This window comes from Geobacillus sp. FSL K6-3411, from assembly GCF_037965715.1.
Classification (GTDB): domain Bacteria; phylum Bacillota; class Bacilli; order Bacillales; family Anoxybacillaceae; genus Geobacillus; species Geobacillus thermodenitrificans.
In genome coordinates this window covers 3,113,779-3,135,092 of record NZ_CP150187.1, presented here as the reverse complement: position 1 = coordinate 3,135,092, position 21,314 = coordinate 3,113,779, and the positions used below count along the sequence as shown (strand labels likewise).

23 protein-coding genes and 1 pseudogene are annotated in these 21,314 nt (G+C 49.8%); 17 read left to right on the top strand and 7 right to left on the bottom strand.

The annotated features are described in order from the left end of the window. Positions 1–56: 56 nt before the first annotated feature. The 4 genes from NSQ22_RS16120 (at position 57) to NSQ22_RS16105 (ending at position 3,569) form a co-directional block, all read left to right on the top strand. Positions 57–557 (top strand): DUF1850 domain-containing protein, encoded by a 501-nt coding sequence (locus tag NSQ22_RS16120; RefSeq protein WP_081157630.1) that lies wholly within the window; start codon positions 57–59, stop codon positions 555–557. Continuing rightward, the gene (locus NSQ22_RS16115; RefSeq protein WP_087960219.1) at positions 550–2,502 is read left to right on the top strand and encodes a TRAP transporter permease; all 1,953 of its coding nucleotides are present in this window, start codon (positions 550–552) and stop codon (positions 2,500–2,502) included. Before NSQ22_RS16120 ends, NSQ22_RS16115 begins: the two co-directional genes overlap by 8 nt. 57 nt (positions 2,503–2,559) lie before the next feature. Further along, positions 2,560–2,778, top strand: a complete 219-nt coding sequence (locus tag NSQ22_RS16110; protein ID WP_100660716.1) for a hypothetical protein — start codon at positions 2,560–2,562, stop codon at positions 2,776–2,778. Positions 2,779–3,101: 323 nt separating this feature from the next. Further along, on the top strand, positions 3,102–3,569 hold the full coding sequence (locus NSQ22_RS16105; protein ID WP_008880258.1) for a flavin reductase family protein: 468 nt from the start codon (positions 3,102–3,104) through the stop codon (positions 3,567–3,569). A gap of 160 nt (positions 3,570–3,729) precedes the next feature. Here NSQ22_RS16105 and NSQ22_RS16100 read toward each other — a convergent pair whose 3' ends face one another. Next, the gene (locus NSQ22_RS16100) at positions 3,730–4,293 is read right to left on the bottom strand and encodes an FAD-dependent oxidoreductase (protein ID WP_008880257.1); all 564 of its coding nucleotides are present in this window, start codon (positions 4,291–4,293) and stop codon (positions 3,730–3,732) included. A 411-nt stretch (positions 4,294–4,704) separates the two neighbouring features. Between NSQ22_RS16100 and NSQ22_RS16095 the strand changes: the two genes are divergently transcribed. The 4 genes and pseudogenes from NSQ22_RS16095 (at position 4,705) to NSQ22_RS16080 (ending at position 7,730) form a co-directional block, all read left to right on the top strand. Then, positions 4,705–6,540, top strand: coding sequence for a pyruvate kinase (locus NSQ22_RS16095; RefSeq protein WP_339263832.1), 1,836 nt, complete (start codon positions 4,705–4,707; stop codon positions 6,538–6,540). Positions 6,541–6,890: 350 nt separating this feature from the next. Then, positions 6,891–7,179, top strand: a pseudogene (locus NSQ22_RS16090) (adenosylmethionine--8-amino-7-oxononanoate transaminase); the annotation flags it as partial. Positions 7,180–7,303: 124 nt separating this feature from the next. Further along, the gene (locus NSQ22_RS16085) at positions 7,304–7,483 is read left to right on the top strand and encodes a hypothetical protein (protein ID WP_216367040.1); all 180 of its coding nucleotides are present in this window, start codon (positions 7,304–7,306) and stop codon (positions 7,481–7,483) included. Positions 7,484–7,586: 103 nt separating this feature from the next. Further along, positions 7,587–7,730, top strand: a complete 144-nt coding sequence (locus tag NSQ22_RS16080; protein WP_008880253.1) for a hypothetical protein — start codon at positions 7,587–7,589, stop codon at positions 7,728–7,730. A 45-nt stretch (positions 7,731–7,775) separates the two neighbouring features. On the opposite strand, the gene NSQ22_RS16075 is transcribed toward NSQ22_RS16080, so the two are convergent. The 5 genes from NSQ22_RS16075 to NSQ22_RS16055 all read right to left on the bottom strand — a co-directional run bounded on the left by NSQ22_RS16075 (position 7,776) and on the right by NSQ22_RS16055 (position 12,118). Next, the gene (locus tag NSQ22_RS16075; protein ID WP_339263831.1) at positions 7,776–8,843 is read right to left on the bottom strand and encodes a Ger(x)C family spore germination protein; all 1,068 of its coding nucleotides are present in this window, start codon (positions 8,841–8,843) and stop codon (positions 7,776–7,778) included. Then, positions 8,840–9,928, bottom strand: coding sequence for a GerAB/ArcD/ProY family transporter (locus NSQ22_RS16070; protein WP_008880251.1), 1,089 nt, complete (start codon positions 9,926–9,928; stop codon positions 8,840–8,842). The genes NSQ22_RS16075 and NSQ22_RS16070 overlap by 4 nt, the downstream gene beginning before the upstream one ends. A gap of 21 nt (positions 9,929–9,949) precedes the next feature. Beyond that, entirely contained in the window at positions 9,950–11,419 is a 1,470-nt protein-coding gene (locus tag NSQ22_RS16065) for a spore germination protein (protein WP_008880250.1), read from the bottom strand. Between the two features lie 89 nt (positions 11,420–11,508). Then, entirely contained in the window at positions 11,509–11,844 is a 336-nt protein-coding gene (locus NSQ22_RS16060; RefSeq protein WP_008880249.1) for a spore coat protein, read from the bottom strand. 16 nt (positions 11,845–11,860) lie between these two features. After that, positions 11,861–12,118: a hypothetical protein gene (locus NSQ22_RS16055; protein WP_008880248.1), complete on the bottom strand. Its 258-nt coding sequence runs from the start codon at positions 12,116–12,118 to the stop codon at positions 11,861–11,863. A gap of 163 nt (positions 12,119–12,281) precedes the next feature. Between NSQ22_RS16055 and NSQ22_RS16050 the strand changes: the two genes are divergently transcribed. Further along, on the top strand, positions 12,282–13,199 hold the full coding sequence (locus NSQ22_RS16050; protein ID WP_029761818.1) for a proline dehydrogenase: 918 nt from the start codon (positions 12,282–12,284) through the stop codon (positions 13,197–13,199). Positions 13,200–13,303: 104 nt separating this feature from the next. Here the strand turns inward: NSQ22_RS16050 and NSQ22_RS16045 are convergent, their stop codons facing one another. Continuing rightward, positions 13,304–13,453: a YuzL family protein gene (locus NSQ22_RS16045; RefSeq protein ID WP_008880246.1), complete on the bottom strand. Its 150-nt coding sequence runs from the start codon at positions 13,451–13,453 to the stop codon at positions 13,304–13,306. A 184-nt stretch (positions 13,454–13,637) separates the two neighbouring features. On the opposite strand from NSQ22_RS16045, the gene NSQ22_RS16040 reads away from it, so the two are divergent. The 8 genes from NSQ22_RS16040 (at position 13,638) to NSQ22_RS16005 (ending at position 21,186) form a co-directional block, all read left to right on the top strand. Next, positions 13,638–16,025, top strand: coding sequence for a 3-hydroxyacyl-CoA dehydrogenase/enoyl-CoA hydratase family protein (locus NSQ22_RS16040; protein ID WP_099233212.1), 2,388 nt, complete (start codon positions 13,638–13,640; stop codon positions 16,023–16,025). Between the two features lie 28 nt (positions 16,026–16,053). Beyond that, a complete protein-coding gene (locus NSQ22_RS16035; protein ID WP_008880243.1) occupies positions 16,054–17,226 on the top strand; it encodes an acetyl-CoA C-acetyltransferase in 1,173 nt (390 codons plus the stop codon). Positions 17,227–17,304: 78 nt separating this feature from the next. Beyond that, positions 17,305–19,089, top strand: coding sequence for an acyl-CoA dehydrogenase family protein (locus tag NSQ22_RS16030; RefSeq protein WP_008880242.1), 1,785 nt, complete (start codon positions 17,305–17,307; stop codon positions 19,087–19,089). Between the two features lie 121 nt (positions 19,090–19,210). Then, positions 19,211–19,588: an arsenate reductase family protein gene (locus tag NSQ22_RS16025; protein ID WP_081157406.1), complete on the top strand. Its 378-nt coding sequence runs from the start codon at positions 19,211–19,213 to the stop codon at positions 19,586–19,588. Between the two features lie 135 nt (positions 19,589–19,723). Next, positions 19,724–20,107, top strand: a complete 384-nt coding sequence (gcvH, locus tag NSQ22_RS16020) for a glycine cleavage system protein GcvH (RefSeq protein WP_008880240.1) — start codon at positions 19,724–19,726, stop codon at positions 20,105–20,107. 74 nt (positions 20,108–20,181) lie between these two features. Further along, complete coding sequence (locus NSQ22_RS16015; protein WP_008880239.1) at positions 20,182–20,421, top strand: YusG family protein; 240 nt, start codon at positions 20,182–20,184, stop codon at positions 20,419–20,421. A gap of 94 nt (positions 20,422–20,515) precedes the next feature. Then, a complete protein-coding gene (locus tag NSQ22_RS16010) occupies positions 20,516–20,875 on the top strand; it encodes a toprim domain-containing protein (RefSeq protein ID WP_008880238.1) in 360 nt (119 codons plus the stop codon). Continuing rightward, on the top strand, positions 20,872–21,186 hold the full coding sequence (locus tag NSQ22_RS16005; protein WP_008880237.1) for a thioredoxin family protein: 315 nt from the start codon (positions 20,872–20,874) through the stop codon (positions 21,184–21,186). Before NSQ22_RS16010 ends, NSQ22_RS16005 begins: the two co-directional genes overlap by 4 nt. Positions 21,187–21,314: the final 128 nt, after the last annotated feature.

The window sequence follows — 21,314 nt, the reverse complement described above, 5'->3', positions numbered from 1 at the left end:
TGGCTTGAGTGATGGCGCCAGCCCTTCCTTATTTCCGCCACTGAGGGGGGCGGCTGATGCGAAAACGGATCCTAGCGGCCAGTGTACTCCTAGCGGTGGCTGCCGTCTTTTTCCTTCCTTTCCGCCAAGTGTTGGCGTTTGAAAAGGGAGGTCAGGTTGCTGCGTATATTCCGATTTCTCAAGGGGACACGTTCGCGATTCGCTATACGCATTCGATTCACCGTTCGGAGGTGGAGGAGACGTATCAAGTGCTGGCTGACGGGACGATTGAACAAATCGCTCTCACCTATGAGGATACGGCGGTCGGGATGCCGGCAAACGCGGAGTCAAGGGAAACCTTTACGTTTCGCGATGGAAAATACTATATTACTGGCATGGAGCGCAAATTTCCATCCATCTGGTTGAGCGTTGGACGAGTTATCGCCAACCATCGTGTCGTTTATCAAGGGAAGACGGTGACGTTAAAAACAGTCATCCCTCCCGGCTCCATTGTCTGCATCAAGGTGACGCGACTATCATTGTTTCAATGCTGGAAGGGAGTGAAGTTGTTTGGCTGAGAAGTTTGAACAACTATCTGTCGAAGAGCAACAACAATTGATGGAAAAATATGATCCGGAAGCAGCGACGCGCAAATTGAAAGGTCCTCTCGGCTGGATTGTCTTTTTTGGGCTGCTTTCCTTTTCGCTCTTTCAGTTATATGCTTCTATTTTTCAAACGCTTCCAAAACAAATTTTATTGTCCATTCATTTAGGATTTGCTCTGTCGCTTATCTTTTTATTGTTTCCAGCGCGTAAAAAAAATCTTCATCGCACCAACGTCGGCATCGTCAATATCATTTTATCGCTGTTGTCGATCGGAGTTGGCGCGTATTTGCCGCTCATGCTCGATGACATCGTCCAACGCATCGGCATTATGACGCCGCTCGACTTTACGGTTGGGTTGGTCGCCGTATTGCTTGTGCTTGAGGCGACGAGGCGGGCGGTTGGGCTGCCGATTACGATCATTGCGTCGCTATTTTTGCTGTATGCCTATTTCGGCCCATATATGCCGGGATTTTTAGCCCATCGGGGCGTCAATTTGGAAGGGCTCGTCAAAACGATGTTTTTTACGACGGAAGGCATTTTCGGCACGCCGCTGTACGTATCGGCGACATACATTTTCGTCTTCTTATTGTTTGGTGCCTTCTTGGTAAAAACGGGTGTCGGGGAATACTTTAATGACTTGGCGCTCGTTGTCGCCGGGAGACGAATCGGCGGTCCGGCGAAGGTGGCGGTGTTCTCCAGCGCGCTGCAAGGAACGATCAGCGGCAGTTCAGTGGCGAACGTCGTTACTTCCGGATCGTTTACGATTCCGATGATGAAACGGCTCGGATATGGAAAAGAGTTTGCCGGCGCTGTGGAGGCGACGGCGTCCACCGGCGGTCAGCTCATGCCTCCGGTCATGGGAGCAGCTGCGTTTTTGATGGTGGAGTTTATCGGCGGCATTTCGTATTGGGAGATCGCGAAAGCGGCAGCGATCCCAGCGATCTTGTATTTCGCCGGCATTTGGATGATGACGCACTTTGAAGCGAAGCGAATCGGGTTGCGCGGGTTGACAGAGGAAGAAATGCCGAACCGGAAGGAAGTGCTCGGAAAAATTTACTTGCTCATTCCGATCCTTATCGTTATTTTGCTGCTGATGAGCGGAATGAGTGTGATGAGAGCCGCGCTTTGGTCGATCGTTGCGATCATTGCGGTCAGCGCGTTGAAAAAGGAAACGCGGTTAGGATGGCGCGACATCATCAACGCTTTAGTTGAAGGGGCGAGAAGTGCGTTGTCTGTGGCGGCGGCGACAGCGGCGGCTGGGATTATCGTCGGGGTCGTCACGAAAACGGGTCTTGGCTTAAAAATGGCGAACGGGTTAGTCGATTTGTCGAACGGGATTTTGATTTTAACGCTATTTTTCACGATGTTGACATCGCTTATTCTCGGCATGGGGTCACCGACGACGGCGAACTATGTCATTACGTCAACGATCGCCGCGCCAGCAATCATCGCTTCCGGCGTGCCGGAATTGGCGGCTCATTTGTTCGTCTTTTACTTTGGCATTATTGCTGATATTACGCCGCCGGTGGCGCTTGCGGCGTTTGCGGCGGCCGGCATTTCCGGAGGGAAGCCGCTACGGACTGGTGTGAATGCATCAAAGTTAGCTATTTCTGCGTTTATCATCCCGTATATGTTTGTGCTTTCACCCGCGCTGTTAATGATCGATACAACCATTCCAAATTTGATATGGGTCGTCTTTTCCGCGTTTGTCGGCATGTTAGCCATTAGCACGGGGATGATCGGCTTTTGGTACCGGAAGCTTAACATTGTTGAACGCATCATTGCGGTTGTGACAGGGTTGTTGCTAATTTATCCGGAAACAATCAGCGACATCGTCGGACTCGTCTTATTTGCTGCCATGTTTGCCATTCAATACGCAGCCGGAAAACGGGAACGGGCGCAACAAACAGCGTCGTAACCCCACTAAAAGGCAGGTGCTCATCTGGATGAGGCCTGCCTTTTTCTTGCGGTTGCGATGGGCGATGACATCATCTGTCACTTTGGGGACAAGCCGTTGCGTTTTCATCTATGGATGCAGGCTCGTCATTTTCTTGTGCTGCCATTGAAGAAAAGGAGTAGTGTCAATAGCGAAGTCGTAGCCGCCTTCTTGCGCATCAAATGGGAAAACGGTTCAGGCGCTGGAAAGAAGGCAGCCGGCTTTAAGCAAGGACATCTTCAGTACGGTTATGGCTGATGGTGCACCGTCGTTGTTTCCCTGCTTGGTTTTTGCTATGATGAGGATAGATTTGCCTGTGGGGAATCGAGCATCGGCTTGTCTGAAACAGGCGCCTAACGGCTAACCGCCTGCCTAGTAGGCTAGTGATGGAAAATCGCAAATGTAAAAAAGATTTCTCGCATTGAGAAAATCGGATGTTTAGAGCAATAAACAATGATTGCTGGAAGGACACAGTGATTTTTCATCGGCCTGTTGGGAGCAGCAAACGTCAAGCTGTATGAGCGTTGCTTTATCACAAAAGAGAACAACGAGATGATGAAAAGGGAAGGATGGGAGAACCGATGGATGATCGTACATTTCGCAACGCGATGGGGAAATTCGCAACTGGTGTGACGGTCGTGACGACCGAATTTCAAGGGGAAGTGAAAGGGATGACGGCGAACGCGTTTATGTCCGTTTCGCTTGATCCGAAGCTGGTGGTCGTCTCGATTGGCCATAAAGCGCGGATGCATGACATCGTCAAGCAAACCGGGAAGTTTGCGGTCAATCTTTTGACACGCGACCAAGAAGACTTGTCGCGTTTGTTTGCGGGTCAGCTGAAGGAAGAACGGGATGTGGCGTTTGAATGGGTGGACGGCCACCCGATTTTGCCGGATGCGATGGCGAATGTGTTATGCCGTGTGCACAGCACGTACGTCGCCGGTGACCATACGCTTTATTTCGGCGAAGTGACCCATATTGTGATGAAAGATGAACCAGGCGATCCGCTCTTATTTTTTGAAGGAAAATATCGAAGCATTGGCCAATAAGGATGAGGCAGGTGTCTGGCAGCTAGCCGAGGCATCTGTTATTCGGTTCATATGAGAGTAAAGGGTGTCCCAAAATAACGGGACACCCTTTTTCATCGTCGTCTATATGCGCTCAATGCATCGATAGAAGGAAGGCAACTTTTTTCGGACAGCTTTTTTGTTATTTTTTCAGTACATCGTGGTCGACATACCGTTCGCCGTTCAGTTCGCTAATAATGTTAATGGCGACTTTGGCGCCGTCACCGGCGGTGATGATCGTATGAACGCTAGTGCCCGCCACGGTGCCGGCCGCCCAAATGCCGTCGATGTTCGTTTTGCCGTTTTCATCGACGGCAATGACAGTTTTAATGCGCGGTTCGGTGGCTGGTTTCGTGCGCAGACCGATTTTTTCTGCCAGATCGGTGGCCACTCCGGTAGCGAAAATGACATGTTTCGCTTCATATGAACCATTGTCGGTGTCGAGCCGGAATCCGCTCTCTGTTTTTTGAATGTCCGTCACTTGCGCTGTCACTAGGTTCGCACCAAACTTGGCCGCTTGTTTTTTGCCTGTTTCGATTAAATCGGGACCGCTGATTTCCGGGACGCCATAATGGTTTTCGATCCAAGCACGCTTGGTGATGCTTTTATCGTTGTCAAACACGATTGTTTTCTTGCCTGCCTTAGCGGTGAAAAGCGCGGCGCTCGCTCCTGCCGGTCCGGCACCGATGATGGCAATGTCGTACATGTTTACAGCCTCCTTTTGTTTGAATATTAACACTATAAACAGTGTAGCATAGTTGGAAACATAGTCCAAACGATTTGTTTTATAAAATGATATTTATTATCAAATTATATTTACTTTAAATAAAGTTGTGTGTATAATAGAAAGCAGAGGGGGATGACAAAGGAGAGAAGCACGAATGAGTAAAACGAAGATTTGTGAACAATGCCATCAGCCTATACGGCGGCTGAAGCATTCGTTGCTTTGTCAATGTGGAATGAAATTGGTTGTTCAAAAATAGTATGGTGAAAAAGGACGTAATAGTGTTCAAGTGGAAAACCGGCGAATGACGTCGGTTTTTTTTCTGTCCTGATTTTTGGCGGCGGCGAATATATAGAAATAAAACCGCATTTTTCACGAGGGTTGGTGCCACGAATGCACGACAAACGGGATTTAGGTGCCCGATTAGCCGCCTTTTACCACGCGTTGGTCGAATGGGTCGCACAAAAACGAAAACATTTTCCACTTTCATCCCGTGAAGAAAGCCGGGATCAGTTGCTTGCTTATTTATATATGAACGAGCATATGCCGTTAGATTTAATGGAGGCACTTGAAGAAGAGGGCTTGCTGCTCGCTGGGCAAGAATCTCATCTCATCGCGGCCATGGAACAGTTTTTGACTTATTTGCGCACGCCGTTTGATCGTAGGGAAGAGATCCGAAAGGTGAAAAGAAGAGAAGCGAAACGGCTGCTTGATGAACAGGTGGAAGCCATGTTTGGCCCACGGGGCCATTCCCGGCGGACACGCATCATGGTGACAATGGACGAAGCGTGGATCGATCATCCGGACATCGTGGAGCGGTTGCTTTTGTACGGCATGGACATTGCCCGTATTAATTGCGCCTACGGTTCGCCGGAAACATGGGAGACGTTGGCCGCTGTCATCCGTCAGGCGGAAGAGCGTTTGCAACAACAACTGTTGGGAAAGCGCTGCCGCATCTACATGGATTTACCGGGCCCGAAGATTCGGGTCGACCGTCTTGCCGTGAATACAGGACCGGTGAAGTTGGCAGTACAGAAAAATGAATATGGAGAGTCGGTTCAACCGTTGGTCGGTATCATTTCTTTCGACTCTTCCAACCTGTTTTCCCCGCTTCCTCATGATGTTTCGTTCATCTTGGAGTTGACGGCTGAAGAGGAAGCAGTTGTGGAACAAGGGGACGAACTGTTTTTCAATGATGTGCGTGGGAAAAAACGAAAATTGAAGGTGATGGAACAGATAGGACCGTCTTGTTTTAAAGTTCTGCTTTCGCGAACGGCCTATGTGCAAAATGGGATGAAATTGTGGGGCGGGTCGGTATCGTTTACTCTTTCTTCCACGTTGTTCATTCCGATGAAAGCACTTGTCAAAACTGGAACGACACTCTACATTTATTTCGATGAAGCCCAATTTGCGGCTGCAAAGGCCGAACAAGGCGTAAAGATGACAACCACATTGGCGAAAGCATGGCGCAACGTGCGGGCGGGAGATCGGTTGTATTTAAACGATGGCAAAATTTTAGCCAGGGTCGTCAAGGTTCATGAATGGTGCATCGAGGCAAAAGTCATTGCCGATGGAGGAAAGCAGAAAACGATCAAGCAAGGGACGGGCATTCATCTTCCTGACTCGTTCATCCAGTTGACCGTTCCGCGGCTTACCGACCGCGATCTTGAATTGATTCCGTTCATCGCTAAGCATGCCGATATGGTCGGACTGTCATTTGTCCATACACCTTATGACTTGCGGAAGCTTTATCGCTTGCTTTCAAAGCACGGGGCTTCTTCGCTCCCGGTGATTGTGAAAATTGAAACGAGGAAGGCGCTCCAAAACTTAGCCCGCATTTTGCTTGAAGGGTTAAAGCTCCCGGCGTTCGGTGTGATGATCGCCCGCGGTGACTTAGCGCTTGAAGTCGGATTTGAACATATGGCCGTCACCCAGCAAGAGATTTTGGCGCTATGCCGGGCGGCTCATGTTCCGGTCATTTGGGCGACGCAAGTGCTTGAACAGCTAGCGAAAAAGGGGATGCCAGCGCGTGCGGAAATCTCGGATGTATCGTTAGGGAAGCAGGCGCAATGTGTCATGTTGAATAAAGGAGCTCATATTGTTGAAGCTGTGCGGATGTTGGCTTCTTTATTGGAAAATGAAGAAGTGCAAAGCCTACATCGGTGGGAGGCAGTGACACATGACAAGGAGCTGCCACACTTATTCGCTTTGTTGAACGAAGAGGAGTAAGAGGCGGGTACAGGCTGCCTCTTACTTGTATGTAAACTTATATAAATTAAAGATTAACAAAATGAGTGGTATCGTCAAAATAAAAACCAACTGCAAAGGGGGGAAATGGGAAAGACGGCCTCTATTACCGGAATAGGGGCGGAAAAACCGTCGTCACGTCCATGTTCGCGCTGGCGTTTGAACGTCTTGGGATGAGCGTCAATTTGTTTAAATTGGGGTGGCTGAAGATGGGAAAGCGTTTGCGGAACCAGATTGGTGTCAACGCCTCCCGCTTCACTTCTGACGAAGTGTGAAGCGGGAGCTGGCGACTACCCACTTGTACGAACGTGCGAAGCACTCTTGCCTTCCATTGGCTAGAAATGCTATATGAGATGCTGAAGTCGGCAAAAAGGATTGATGTGCGGCATCGAAATCGTCAAAGACCGAGCGACGAAAGTCGTTTTTCCGCGCACCGCAATGGTTGTGATTCGCATCATTCTTGAGGCGCGCCCAAGCGGATTGATCATCCGTCCGCTCGGTCCGGTATTGATGTTCATCCCGGTGCTCTCTATGAGTGAAGCAGAAATGGATGAGGCCGTATGCATTTTGTTTGACTCGATCGCCTGTTTGTCAGAACAAGTGCGTGTAGAACTGATGTAGGCTGGGGCGGCTTGATAGTCGCCTGTTTCTTTTTGGGCGATTGGGTGCGAGCCTAAACAACGGGTGTTTATCATACATACAGTGAGACTAAGGGAAGGAGGGAAGAAAAGTGAACCATATCGAGATGGCCGATGCACGCGTTTGGCGCCCATGGGGCTTTGGGAGACCCTGGGGCTTTGGGCGACCGTTTGGATATCCGTTTTTTGGCTCGCCGTTTTTTGGAGGGTTCTTAGGCGGATTGCTCGGCAGCACATTGTTCCCGCCGTATTTCTATCCGTATTCGTATGGCCCGATTTGGTGGTGAAAAAAAGGAGAAGGGGTTGGGCGGACAGCCCACCCTCTTTTTTTATTGTGCGCATATGAATAAAGTACCGCATTCTTATTCATGGAGGAAAGGAGAAAGAGAGATGCCATTTCCAGGTTTGTTGTTCGGTGCTCCTTTGATCGGCGGGTTTTTAGGTGGATTGATCGGTGGTGCCCTCACCCCGCGTCCGTTTTATCCGTACCCGCCATATCCGCCGTATCCACCGTATCCGGGCTGGTGGTATTAAAACGAGCCATGAAGAATAAGCATCCCGTCGGTCAAACAGGGATGCTTATTCGATGATTCCGGTGTTGCGAATCGTCACGTCAGCGGTGATACGGATCGGAAGTTGGCTGTAATGCTTATAAAAATCGCGGTGGCGAAACTGGCGGTAACGGCTCGCAGCCAGATCACCGAAGCCGATCGGATCGATTTGCTTTTCTTGAAAACGACGGAGAAGCGCCTCCGTTTGCGAACGAATTTGTTGTTCAAACGTTTTTTCGACAGACCGGCGGACAGCGGACGTGAACGGCCCATGTTTATATTCGCGTACGATTCCTTCAAGAGCAATATGAACATGAATATGCGGACGAGTTTTTGGCCCTGAAAAGGAAATGGTCCGTTTTGTCGAGATATTTTTAATTGATACGTATTTTTTATTGTTTAATCGGACCGTATGGGTGCCTTCACTATAGCCGTCAGCTACGATTTTAAAGTAGAACATGTCACTTTGCCCAATTGTATCGACTACCCGATCGCCGCGAAAGAGAACAACGCCAATCACTTGTACATCTTCACCAACCCGGCGTATATAGGGTAAAAAAGGATCTTTTCCATCAGCATAGTACGTTTTTAAAAATAAATGTAAATTGGTTTTTGGCAAATCGCGCCGCTCTATATTTTGTTTTAGTAAGTTGGAGAGATAAATACCGTTTCCTTGCCGGCCGTAATTTCCTTCTAGCAAATGTTTGGCCGTCCCATCGACCACTGCTAAATACAGTCTCGTCCCGATGCTTGCATCACGACGGAATTGATCGATAAAAGGAAAAATTCCTTGTTTGGCTAGTTGCTTTCCGTACAAGGCGATCTCAATGCTTCCACTGACGAGTGGCTCGGATGTTTTGTATTGCAGTTCTTCAAGCACGTCTTTCGCTGTGGAGGAAACCGTTGTCAACGTTTTGTTCGCTGTCTCCCCTCTTTTGTAAACGGGAATGACAATGGTTCCCCGAATTTTCTCTTTTCCTGCCTCATCAAATCCGACCGCGCTTTCAATATTGATATCATCCAAAATTTCTTTGCGAACACAGCCACAAAGGAGGACAACGGTGACCCCAATCAACAGAGCGGTCCGCATGCTCATACGTTTCCTCTCACTTTCTTTACGATATACGTGATGCCTGCGAGGCAAGGAATCCATATATAGAGAAAATAAAAACCGGCTCTGTTTAAAATGGTGTTGGCGAAATCGATTTCGGCGCGGTCGTCAATCCATAACGTACAGAAAAAACAAATCGTTGTAATGACTAGTAAAGCCATTTTTTGGCGAATCGAAAAAAGTTGTTTGCATATACGTGAGGAACACCATAAGCCTAAGCAGATGTTCGGCAAAATAATCAGCAGCCAGTTGGCGATGCCGATATATTCGAAGCGTTCAATAAACGGCAATTCCACCACTTTCCACATCATTAACGTCGGCCAAATTTGCCGCTGCAGTTGGTTTTCACTAAAGTAGGCCAACGTCAATATGGTAAGCAACGTATAAAACAATGTCGTCGTCAGTACGGCAGCATGCGCCCATTTGGCCGATTGCTTTCCGCCTTTTATAAAAGGGTAAAAGAACAAAACCGTTTCGTATCCGAGCATCGTCAATGTCATTTGCTTCGCTGCCTTCAAAATGGCTGAAGGGGAATGATCGAAGATCGGAAGTAACTGGTAAAAGTCGCTATAATCAAGGACAAACCAAAAGGTAAACACTAAATAGCTCGGAATGATCAGGAAAAAAAAGCAAATGCCGACAACGATCCGGAATCCGCCAAACGTAATGTATAAACAAAGAAGAAACAATGCGAGGGAAAATTCCCATGTTTTCAAGTCAGGAAACATCCATACTTGAACCACTTCGATATATGTGTTCAAAACGACAAACGGTATGATGGCAAAGTAAAGGACAAGCAATAACGAAAGGACTCCTCCAACCCAGCGGCCGAAAAGGCGCTGATGAAGGAGGACGAAATCGCCATCTGCTTGTTGCAACAGCCAGTATATCAAGATGAGAATGAGATGGGACGAAGCGCCGGCCAGCAGGACGGAAATCCACGCATCATGTCCGGCGGTTTCCGCGATGATCCGTTGAAACCCGAGCACTCCGATACCGATTTGCATGGACATAATGATAAAAAAAGTCATGAAAGGTGAAACTTGTAGACGTTCGGCAACAGAAGCCATCGTCGTCCTCCTGTCAGTTTTTCACTCGTCGATGTCTCGTTTTTGTTTTGCCTTTTTCCTATCAAAGCGAATGGGCTGCTCGGTTCGCAATGTTTCCGGCCGTTTGGATTGGCTTGTAAACGGCAGGCGGACCAACGCGTCTTTTAAATCCCGCCAACGCGGCGGATATAAAGGGGAAAGGAACGGACGCCCGAGCGAAGTCAAGTAAAGCAGATGGGTCACGATAATACAAAAACAAAAGGCAACGCCAAGCAGCCCCCATATCTCGGCGAACAGGATAAATGGAAAACGCATCAAGCGAATCGTGTTCCCGATTTTATAAACGGGGGTAGTAAAGGAAGCCAATGCGGCGAGCGCCACTAAGATGAGCAAAACATTACTTGTCAAACCGGCCTCAACAGAAGCGGTTCCAATGACAATCCCACCGACGATACCGATCGTTTGGCCGACTTTTGTGGGGAGCCGTGCCCCGGCCTCCCTTAATAGCTCAATCGTCAGTTCGAGAAACAGCACTTCCAAAATAGGCGGGAACGGAATTTCCCTTCTCGATGTAATTAAGGTGCCGAGTAAATCTTTTGGAATCAATTCGTAATGATAGTTCAACGTCGCTACATACATCGGCGTAATCAAAATAGAAAAGGTGACCGAAAACAGGCGGATGAGACGGAAAAACGATGCGACCGTCCAATTGAGAAAGTAGTCTTCAAAGGATGAAAAAAATTCCACTAACGTCGTTGGACCGATCAATACGTGTGGCGATCCATCTACCATAATCGCCACTTTTCCTTCGGCCAGTACGGCAGCGACTCGGTCCGGGCGCTCCGTATCGAGCAGCTGCGGAAAGGGAGAGTGTCGATTGTCCGAAATGATTTGCACGATATAAGAGCTGTCAATGATCTCGTCAAATTCCACTTCCTCGATGCGCTGAAGAACCGTTTGGACGTTGTCGGGATTGGCAATGCCATCAATATAAACAACCGCCACTTTCGTTTTTGACAACGTTCCGACCGTTGTCATTTTGACCGTCAAACGGTCGATCGGAATTCGTTTGCGCAATAAAAATAAATTCGTTTCCAACGATTCAATAAACGACTCTTTCGGACCAACGACGCTAAATTCTACTTCGGGAACGGTGAGTGCACGCTCCAATGTTTTTTGCGCCTTTACGAGCAGCCCGGTTTCGTCCGTTTCATGAAGGCGGATGAATAAATATCCCTCGAGCAATTTTTCCTTCACATTATTAGGGTCGCTAGAAATATATGCATCGTCGATTGGAAGAGCTCGGTGGATCTCTTCTAAAGATGAAAACGGACAATGAAACAAGTAAGGAAAAATAGAGCGAGCAACAAATTCCATATCAACCATCGGCTCGACATACGACACCCATAGATAGAGACCGGCTGTATCGTTCCGGTACACTTTTGTTTGGAAATCCGTCGAGCTCCCTAATATTTGCAGTGTTGTCCATACGGATGGAGGTGGAGCTGTCATCCCTCTCCCCCTTCGTGTTCAGAATTTCTGCTTTTCAGACGTGAAAGAGGATGTCCGCACGCAATAGCGGGCATCCCCGTTTGTTCCCTTCACTGCAGTTGATTTCCTTGATAAGGGAACTGGTTTGTATATCCTTGGAACTGTTGGTATGTTTGTTGAAGCTTTTGCGGATCGGCTGCTTCGAGCTTGTACCAACCTTTTTTGAACATTAAATTGAACAATTCACGCTGGCAATTTTGCGTTTCTGTAAAAATGTTCATCATATCTTGATATAACGGTTGGTTGCTCGCCTCATGCAAAAACACGCTGTAGGACAACGTCATATACTTTTCCGTCGCCAACATATCGTTCAAAAAGTCGCGCTCATTCATTTGCGGTGTTTTTGGCACTTGTGTTTCTGGATTTTGCACTTGTCTTGTGTTCATGCGACGCTCCTCCTTATTACATGACTGGCGGTTGCGGTGGGTTTTGTAAATGGCGCAAAATCATATTGTAATGGCGCTGATGCATTTGTCCGGCGCGCTCGATCGCCTGCGCCACCTCGGGATCGCGGCATTGCGAGGCGAAAAAGTGCGCTTTTTTGGCTGCCAGCAAATTCCACGACATCATATCGGAAAAATACATGGCGTCTTTCGATGACACCATTTGCGGCGGTTGCGGCATCGCCGTTTGTGGATTCATTTGTGGTTGCTGCTGCATCGTCTTTTGCTCCTTTCACTCATTGTTCGCTTGTAGATTATCCAGTGAGTGGAAAATTATACACAAATAAAAAATAAACAGCAGGGAAAAAACATATTCAATGACGTGAAAACGTGGTACAATAAAGATGTGAATGCGTTTTCAAACAAGGGGGCTTACAACTGTGGAGCAGCTAATGCGAGACTTTTTCTTGTTCCTGTCGAAAAATAAAACGTTGACGAAGTTGGCGAAGCAATACGGCCTCCGCTTCGGCGCTTCAAGATTTGTCGCCGGCGAAACGATTGATGATGCGGTGCGTGTCATCCGCCAGCTAAACGAAAAAGGGTTAGCCGTCACGGTCGACTATTTAGGGGAGTTTGTCGACAATGAGCGGGAAGCAAACGAGATGGCAAGGCACTGTCTTGAGGCGATTGAGGCGATTAGCCGGGAGAAATTAAATTCGCAACTGTCGTTGAAAATGACATCGATGGGGCTTGATATTTCCGATGACCTTGTGATGCGCAATATGCGCCGCATTTTAGATGTGGCGAAGCAGCGTGGCGTGTTTGTGACGATTGATATGGAAGACTACTCGCGCTGCCAAAAGACGCTCGATATTTTTAAACAGTTGAAAAAAGAGTACGATAACGTCGGCACGGTGCTGCAGGCGTATTTATACCGAACCGAAAAAGATATTGAAGATTTAAAGTCATACCGCCCGAATTTGCGTCTCGTCAAAGGGGCATATAAAGAATCGCCGGAAGTGGCGTTCCCAGAAAAAAAAGATGTGGATGAAAATTTTAAAAAGATCATTAAACAACATTTGCTTAACGGCAACTATACGGCGGTGGCGACGCATGACGACGCCATCATTGAATATACAAAGCAGCTTGTTAAGGAATACAACATTCCAAACAGCCAGTTCGAGTTTCAAATGCTATACGGCATCCGCCCGGAGCGCCAAATCGAGCTGGTGCGCGAGGGGTATACGATGCGTGTGTACGTCCCGTACGGAACGGACTGGTACGGTTATTTTATGCGCCGGCTTGCTGAGCGTCCGGCCAATGTAGCGTTCGTCTTAAAAGGGATTATTCGGAAGTAGGGGAGGCGGAGGGCGGCGGGAGCGCCGCCTTTGTTGGTACGATCGGCTTTGGCCGATGACTTCCCTGCGTTATGCATCAGAGGGGGACTAAACGCCGCCGGCGTTTAGTCCCCTTGCATATTGTGCTTTTTATACTGTTGGTTTTGGCTTGTCTGTTTGCCGCCGCCGTCCGCTTCAACCGTCGGGCCGGCGTTTCCTTTCACGCTTGCTGCGCTAACGCCGCCTTTTGACGGATTTTTTTTCAACCGAGCCATCACCTTCACCTCCTTTTCCTAGTATGAACAAAAACCGAGCTGCGATGTGGGAAAAAATGTGCAGCAAATATATTGCGAAAATTAATAACATACTATATATTTAAGTGTAGAGAACGTTTTCAGATTTATTTTTTTCACCGAAAAATGAATGACGGCTCATTCAATGGTGTAAGGGGGAACAGGAATGGTGAAACGCATTCGGCGCGCTGCTGTGCTTGGGTCTGGCGTCATGGGCTCGGGCATTGCCGCTCATTTGGCAAACGTCGGCATCCCAACGCTGTTGCTTGACATTGTGCCGCGGGAATTAACGAAGGAAGAAGAAGCGAAAGGATGGACGCTTGAGCATCGACAAGTGCGCAACCGTCTCGCCAATCAAGCGCTGCAAAAACTGTTGAAACAAAAACCAGCGCCGCTCATGGCGAAAGACAACATTGCGCTCATCGAAACGGGCAACTTTGAAGATGATCTCCATCGGCTCGCTGAAGTCGATTGGATTATTGAAGTCGTCGTTGAAAACTTAGACGTGAAAAAAAGTGTGTTGGCCCGCGTTGATGAAGTGCGGACGCCGGGAACGATCGTCAGCTCGAACACGTCCGGCATCTCGATTGCAGCGATGGCGGAAGGGCGTTCGGAGGACTTTCAAAAGCATTTTTTAGGCACGCACTTTTTCAACCCACCGCGTTATTTAAAGCTGCTGGAAATTATTCCGACCGAGCAGACAGACCCGGATGTCGTCGCCTATATGAAAACGTTCGCCGAGGAGGTGCTCGGCAAAGGCGTCGTCATGGCGAAAGATACACCGAACTTTATCGCCAACCGGATCGGCACGTATGGGCTGCTTGTCACGGTCCGTGAGATGATGGAAGGCGGGTATAGCGTTGGTGAAGTCGATTCGGTCACTGGACCGCTGATCGGACGGCCGAAAAGCGCAACGTTCCGCACGCTTGATGTTGTCGGACTCGATACGTTTGTACATGTTGCGAACAACGTGTATGAAAACGTCGAGGGAGAAGAAAAAGATGCGTTCCGCGTGCCGGAGTTCATGAAAGCGATGCTTGGAAACGGCTGGCTCGGCAGCAAATCCGGACAAGGCTTTTTCCTCAAACAAGGAAAAGACATTCTCGAGCTCAATTACATCACGATGCAATACGAACCACGCAAAAAGTTGGTCACGCCGGCGGTGGAGATGGCGAAGCAGGCAAAGGGTGCGTCCGCCAAGCTGCAAACGCTCGTGTACGCCGACGGTGACCGCGCGGGCACGCTTTTATGGAACATCATCGCGCCGACGCTTCTGTATACCGCTCAGCTCGTCGGTGAGATCGCTGATGACATCGTGGCGATCGACCGAGCGATGAAATGGGGGTTCGGCTGGGAACAAGGCCCGTTTGAATTGTGGGATGCGATCGGATTGGAACGGTCGGTGCGGAAAATGCAGGCTGAAGGGCGTGACATCCCGGCATGGATTACAAATATGCTTGCCGATGGCGCCACGGCGTTCTATAAAACGGAGAACGGCCAATTGTTCTATTATGCGCCTGACGGCTATAAAGTAGTGGAAGAAAACGAAAAAATCGTTCATATCCGTCGTCTGAAAGAGACGCGCGGCGTCATCAAGAAAAACGCCGGCGCAAGCCTCATTGATCTCGGTGATGACGTGGCGCTCCTTGAGTTCCATTCACCGAACAATGCGATCGGCACCGACATCGTGCAAATGATCAACGAATCGCTTGATGAAGTGAACCGCAACTACAAAGGACTTGTCATCGGCAACCAAGGGAAAAACTTCTGCGTCGGCGCGAATCTCGCGATGATGTTGATGGAAGCGCAGGACGAAAACTTCTTTGAACTCGAACTGGCAGTTCGGCAGTTCCAGCAAGCGCTTCTCAAGATGAAGTACAATCCGAAGCCGGTCGTCGTTGCACCGTTTGCCATGACGTTAGGCGGCGGGGCGGAAGTGAGCTTGGCAGCTTCTCACATCCAGGCAGCGGCCGAGACGTACATGGGGCTTGTGGAAGTCGGCGTCGGTTTGATTCCGGGTGGCGGCGGCAACAAGGAGTTGTACATCAAACGGTTGAACAGCCTGCCAAACGGTGCGGATGTCGATTATGTTAAAGTGGCTGCCAAAACGTTTGAAACGATCGCTATGGCGAAAGTGTCGACGTCAGCGGCTGAAGCGCGTGAGCTCGGCTTCTTAAACAGCCGCGATGGCATTACGATGAACAGCGATCATCTCCTTTACGAAGCGAAACAAGCGGTGCTCGCCTTATATGAAGACGGCTATCGCCCGCCTGTAAGGAAGAAAGTGCCGGTGGCCGGCGAAAGCGGCTATGCCGCCATGTTGCTTGGCGCGCAATCGATGTTCCATTCCGGCTACATTAGCGAGCACGATTTGAAAATTGCCAAAAAGCTGGCGTACGTCTTGGCTGGCGGCAACGTGCCATACGGAACGGAAGTGGATGAACAATACTTGCTCGACCTTGAGCGCGAAGCGTTTTTAAGCTTGATCGGCGAGCCAAAGACGCAAGCGAGAATGCAACATATGCTTGTCAAAGGAAAACCGCTCCGCAACTAAGGCGGATGAATGTTGAGGGGGGATTGGCGTGAGAGAAGCGGTGATTGTCGCAGGAGCGCGCACACCGGTCGGGAAAGCGAAAAAAGGGACGCTCGCTCATGTGCGGCCGGATGATTTGGGAGCGCTTGTCGTCAAAGAAACGCTAAAACGAGCAGGAAACTATGACGGGAATATCGATGACTTAATTATCGGCTGCGCCATGCCGGAGGCGGAGCAAGGACTCAATGTCGCCCGCAACATCGGGGCGCTCGCCGGTCTGCCGTATACCGTGCCGGCGATCACGATCAACCGGTATTGTTCGTCCGGTTTGCAGGCGATCGCCTATGCAGCTGAACGGGTGATGCTTGGTCATTCCGATACGGTCATCGCCGGCGGAGTCGAATCGATGAGCATGGTCCCGATGATGGGGCATGTCGTCCGCCCGAATGCCCGCTTGGCGGAAGAAGCGCCAGAATATTACATGTCGATGGGGCATACGGCCGAGCAAGTGGCGAAAAAGTACGGCGTCAGCCGTGAGGACCAAGATGCGTTTGCTGTGCGCAGCCATCAGCGGGCGGCGAAAGCGCTGGCCGAGGGGAAATTTGATGAGGAAATCGTACCAGTAGAAGTGACGGTGCGCAAAGTAGAAAACAACAAACTCGTTGAAGAGAAAGTGGTCTTTACGCAAGATGAAGGGGTGCGCCCGGACACGAACATGGAGACGCTCGCGAAACTGCGCCCGGCGTTTGCCGTCAATGGCACGGTCACGGCAGGAAACGCGTCGCAAATGAGCGACGGGGCCGCGGCGGTGATGGTCATGGATCGCGAAAAAGCAGAATCGCTCGGCTTGAAGCCGCTTGGCAAGTTTCGTTCGTTCGCCGTCGCCGGCGTGCCGCCGGAAGTGATGGGGATCGGTCCGGTCGCGGCTGTGCCGAAAGCGTTGAAACTGGCCGGTCTTGAGCTGTCCGATATCGGCCTGATCGAGTTAAACGAAGCATTCGCGTCTCAATCGGTCCAAGTCATTCGCGAGCTTGGTCTCGATGAAGAGATCGTCAACGTCAACGGCGGGGCGATCGCGCTTGGCCATCCGCTCGGCTGCACTGGCGCGAAGTTGACCTTGTCGTTGCTTTACGAAATGCGGCGCCGCAACGTCCAGTTCGGCATTGTTACGATGTGCATTGGCGGCGGCATGGGAGCCGCAGGCGTCTTTGAACTGCTGTGATGTGAAGTCAATAGAAAATGAAGCGGGCGGCGCTGCCGCCCGGGCAATCACACGATATTTGGGGGAGGAAAAGAAACAATGGCAAAAACGGTCGAAAATGCGATTCAAGGCGGCAGCTTTTTAATTGAGGACATTCCGGCGGAGCGTGTGTTTACGCCGGAAGATTTCACCGATGAGCATCAAATGATCGCCAAGACAACGGAAGAGTACGTCAACAACGAAGTGCTTCCGCAGCTCGAGCATCTCGAAAACCATGAGTTTGACCGCTCGGTGAAACTGCTTCGCAAGGCGGGCGAACTTGGGCTGTTAAGCGCCGATATCCCGGAGGAGTACGGTGGGTTAGGACTGGACAAAGTGAGCTCTGCCATCATTGCCGAACATATGGCGCCGGCCGGCGGTTTCGCCATTTCGCACGGGGCACACGTCGGCATCGGATCGCTGCCGATTGTCTTGTTCGGTACGGAAGAACAAAAACAAAAATATTTGCCGTATTTAGCGACTGGAGAAAAGATTGCCGCTTACGCTTTAACCGAACCGGGCTCCGGTTCCGACGCGCTTGGAGCAAAAACGACGGCGAAATTGAACGCCGAAGGGACGCATTACATTTTAAACGGTGAAAAACAATGGATCACCAACTCCGGCTTCGCTGATGTGTTTGTCGTTTACGCGAAAGTGGACGGCCAGCATTTCACCGCGTTCATCGTCGAGCGCGACTTCCCGGGCGTCTCAACCGGTCCGGAAGAAAAGAAAATGGGGATTAAAAGCTCGTCAACACGGACGCTCATTTTGCAAGATGTGCCGGTGCCGAAAGAAAACGTGCTCGGTGAAATCGGCAAAGGCCATGTCATCGCCTTCAACATTTTGAACATCGGCCGCTATAAACTCGGTCTCGGGGCGGTCGGCGGGGCGAAACGGGCGCTTGAAATCACGCTGAAATACGCCAACCAACGCCAGCAATTCAAGCGACCGATTTCGAAGTTTACGCTGACGCAAGAAAAATTCGCGACGATGGCAGCGCGGCTGTACGCGGCGGAAAGCTCCGTCTACCGCACGGTCGGTTTGTTCGATGAACGGATGGGCTTGCTTGATGCGGAAAAAGCGAAGGACGGCAAAGAAATTGCCAAGTCCATCGCTGAATATGCGATCGAATGCTCATTGAACAAGTTTTTCTCCACTGAAGTGCTCGATTACATTGTTGATGAAGGGGTACAAATTCACGGCGGCTACGGCTTTATGCAAGAGTATGAAATCGAGCGCGCTTATCGCGATTCGCGCATTAACCGCATTTTTGAAGGGACGAACGAAATCAACCGCCTGCTCGTGCCGGGCATGTATTTGAAAAAAGCCATGAAAGGCGAGCTGCCGCTCTTCCAAAAAGCGCAACAGCTGCAAGAAGAGCTCATGATGATGACGGCCGAGGAACCGGGTTCAGGGGTGCTTGAGCAAGAGAAATATTTGGTGCGCAACGCGAAAAAGATCGCTTTGATGGTCGCTGGCTTAGCGGTGCAAAAATACGGTCAACGGATCGAGGAAGAACAAGAAGTGCTTGTCAATATCGCTGATATCGTTTCCAACATTTATGCGATGGAATCGGCGCTTTTGCGCACAGAAAAAGCGATTCAAGCGAGCGGGGAAGAGAAAAACAAGCAAAAAGTGTTGTATACGCAAATTTTCTGCCAAGAGGCGTTCAATGAAATCGAAGCCCATGCGAAAGAAACGCTCGTTGCCGTGGAGCAAGGCGACACACTTCGGATGATGCTCGCCGCTCTCCGTCGGTTGACGCGTCATACCCCGATCAACGTGATCGCGAAAAAACGCGAAGCGGCTGCAGCCCTCATTGAAGCGGAACAGTATATTGTGTGATAATAGGAAGTACCAGGTTTGTCCTGGTACTTCTTTCTGTCAGAAGCAGATAGCAATGGTTCGGAAAAACGGGGACAACCGATCAATTGTTTCCGTTAACAGTTCTAGAGGAGGGACGGCCATGGCGTTGACGTTGTATTGGTATCCGAAATGCGGGACGTGCCGGAAGGCGAAGCGGTGGCTTGATGAGCACGGGATCGAGGTGCAAACGGTGCATCTTGTCGATGAGCCGCTGACGAAAGAGGAGCTCGCACGCTTGCACCGTCAAAGCGGGTTGCCGCTTAAAAAATTTTTTAACACAAGCGGGATGAAATACCGCGAACTCGGATTAAAGGACAAGCTTAACGGCGCATCGGAAGAAGAGATGCTTGAGTGGCTTGCTTCGGACGGGATGCTAGTAAAACGGCCCATTTTAACGGGCGGCGAACGGGTTGTTGTCGGGTTTCGCGAGCAAGAGTACGAATCGTTTTTCGCCGGACGCCTGTCGGCAGAAAGATAAAAAATTTTGTTTTTCGCCGGACGCCTGTCGGCAGAAAGATAAAAAATTTTAATAAAATGCGACGAACTCGGTGAGTTTTTGTCCAAAATCGGTTATGATGAAAAAGGAGATAATTTGTCGCAATGGAGGGATTCCATGAACACGCCAAAAGAACTTCGCTATTCAAAAGAGCATGAGTGGGTGCGCGTCGAAGGAGACAAAGTGCGCATCGGCATTACCGATTTTGCCCAATCAGAGCTTGGCGACATCGTGTTTGTTGAGCTGCCGGAAGTTGGAACGGAAATTACGGCGAATGAGCCGTTTGGTAGCGTCGAATCGGTGAAAACCGTCTCGGAACTGTATGCGCCGATCAGCGGCACGATCGTCGAAGTGAACGAATCGTTAAATGACAATCCGGAATATGTGAACGAATCGCCGTATGAAAAAGCGTGGATGATTGTTATTGAACCGAAAGATTTAAGCGAAGTCGACAACTTGTTGACGGCTGAACAATACGCGGCGATGGTGAACGAAGGATAAACGTTCCTGCAATCTTCGCCCCCGATCCAGACACCCTATACATACCGGAACTTGATTAAAAAGGGGGGCTCCCGATGGCGCTGCAATCAACGCGCATCGATATTACGGATCGGGTAACCGGCAAGCTGAACGGCCGCTCGCTGGACTTGTACGAGGAAGGCGAGCTCATCGGACGTCTTCCTCTTCCGGCAGCGGGCGTTCAGTTGAAAAACGGGTATACCGAGCAGAACGGAAAAATCTATAAAGATGTGACCGCTACCGTTGAACCGGATCAAAAATATGTCGATTGCGACGGGGAGGCGGGTTGGTGTTAAAAGGCAACGGTGGATGGCCGTTGCTTTTTTTCAACTTTTTGTTGGCGCAGAGCATACAATATGGTAACCTTTTTTGAAGTTAGGTGGGTCGGACATGCGACGGGCAGAAAAAGTGATTATTGTAGAAGGGCGATCGGATAAACAAAAAGTGTCAGCCGTGCTGAACGAACCGGTCGTCATTATTTGTACGAACGGCACGATCAGTGATTCGCGCCTTGAGGAGCTGGCCGACGAGCTTGAGGGTCAGGACGTGTACGTGCTGGCAGACGCTGATGAAGCAGGAGAAAAGCTGCGCCGGCAATTTCGACGGATGTTTCCGGAAGCGGAACACATTTATATTGACCGGACGTACCGCGAAGTGGCCGCTGCTCCGCGTTGGCATTTAGCCCAAGTGTTGCTGCGCGCCCATTTTGACGTCCGCATCGACTCGTTAATGAAGGGAAGAGGCGAGTGAAACCGATTGAACGAACAGAGATACAACAGACAATCACTGAACAGCCGCTTATGGCTCTTTATTTGTACACCCCGCTGTGCGGCACGTGCCAGCTGGCGAAACGAATGTTGACGGTGGTGGAGGAGTTGTTTCCGGCGCTGCCGTTTTACGAAACAGACGTGAATTATATCCCGGAGCAAGCAGTCGTTTGGAAAATTGAAAGCGTTCCTTGCTTGCTTCTTTTTGTGGACGGAACGATGGTGGGCAAATGGTATGCGTTTCATTCCGTTCCGTACTTGTATGAGGAAATTCAAGCTCGGTTGCCGCGCTGACTACCTGCCTTTTTTTGACGCCATTTGACATATTTCTTTGGAAATGACAAAAATAGCGTTGGTTCGCCACAATGACTGTCGAGATTTTTGTAAAGGATTCCTCCCCCTCCGTATGGAAATAAAGGGAA

Bases quoted from the DNA above. Each gene is read 5' to 3' on its own strand.
- NSQ22_RS16120 (WP_081157630.1), top strand. From the start codon at position 57: ATGCGAAAACGGATCCTAGCGGCCAGTGTACTCCTAGCGGTGGCTGCC.
- NSQ22_RS16110 (WP_100660716.1), top strand. From the start codon at position 2,560: ATGGGCGATGACATCATCTGTCACTTTGGGGACAAGCCGTTGCGTTTT.
- NSQ22_RS16105 (WP_008880258.1), top strand. From the start codon at position 3,102: ATGGATGATCGTACATTTCGCAACGCGATGGGGAAATTCGCAACTGGT.
- NSQ22_RS16100 (WP_008880257.1), bottom strand. From the start codon at position 4,293: ATGTACGACATTGCCATCATCGGTGCCGGACCGGCAGGAGCGAGCGCC.
- NSQ22_RS16095 (WP_339263832.1), top strand. From the start codon at position 4,705: ATGCACGACAAACGGGATTTAGGTGCCCGATTAGCCGCCTTTTACCAC.
- NSQ22_RS16085 (WP_216367040.1), top strand. From the start codon at position 7,304: ATGGCCGATGCACGCGTTTGGCGCCCATGGGGCTTTGGGAGACCCTGG.
- NSQ22_RS16080 (WP_008880253.1), top strand. From the start codon at position 7,587: ATGCCATTTCCAGGTTTGTTGTTCGGTGCTCCTTTGATCGGCGGGTTT.
- NSQ22_RS16075 (WP_339263831.1), bottom strand. From the start codon at position 8,843: ATGAGCATGCGGACCGCTCTGTTGATTGGGGTCACCGTTGTCCTCCTT.
- NSQ22_RS16070 (WP_008880251.1), bottom strand. From the start codon at position 9,928: ATGGCTTCTGTTGCCGAACGTCTACAAGTTTCACCTTTCATGACTTTT.
- NSQ22_RS16065 (WP_008880250.1), bottom strand. From the start codon at position 11,419: ATGACAGCTCCACCTCCATCCGTATGGACAACACTGCAAATATTAGGG.
- NSQ22_RS16060 (WP_008880249.1), bottom strand. From the start codon at position 11,844: ATGAACACAAGACAAGTGCAAAATCCAGAAACACAAGTGCCAAAAACA.
- NSQ22_RS16055 (WP_008880248.1), bottom strand. From the start codon at position 12,118: ATGCAGCAGCAACCACAAATGAATCCACAAACGGCGATGCCGCAACCG.
- NSQ22_RS16045 (WP_008880246.1), bottom strand. From the start codon at position 13,453: ATGGCTCGGTTGAAAAAAAATCCGTCAAAAGGCGGCGTTAGCGCAGCA.
- NSQ22_RS16040 (WP_099233212.1), top strand. From the start codon at position 13,638: ATGGTGAAACGCATTCGGCGCGCTGCTGTGCTTGGGTCTGGCGTCATG.
- NSQ22_RS16030 (WP_008880242.1), top strand. From the start codon at position 17,305: ATGGCAAAAACGGTCGAAAATGCGATTCAAGGCGGCAGCTTTTTAATT.
- NSQ22_RS16025 (WP_081157406.1), top strand. From the start codon at position 19,211: ATGGCGTTGACGTTGTATTGGTATCCGAAATGCGGGACGTGCCGGAAG.
- gcvH (WP_008880240.1), top strand. From the start codon at position 19,724: ATGAACACGCCAAAAGAACTTCGCTATTCAAAAGAGCATGAGTGGGTG.
- NSQ22_RS16015 (WP_008880239.1), top strand. From the start codon at position 20,182: ATGGCGCTGCAATCAACGCGCATCGATATTACGGATCGGGTAACCGGC.
- NSQ22_RS16010 (WP_008880238.1), top strand. From the start codon at position 20,516: ATGCGACGGGCAGAAAAAGTGATTATTGTAGAAGGGCGATCGGATAAA.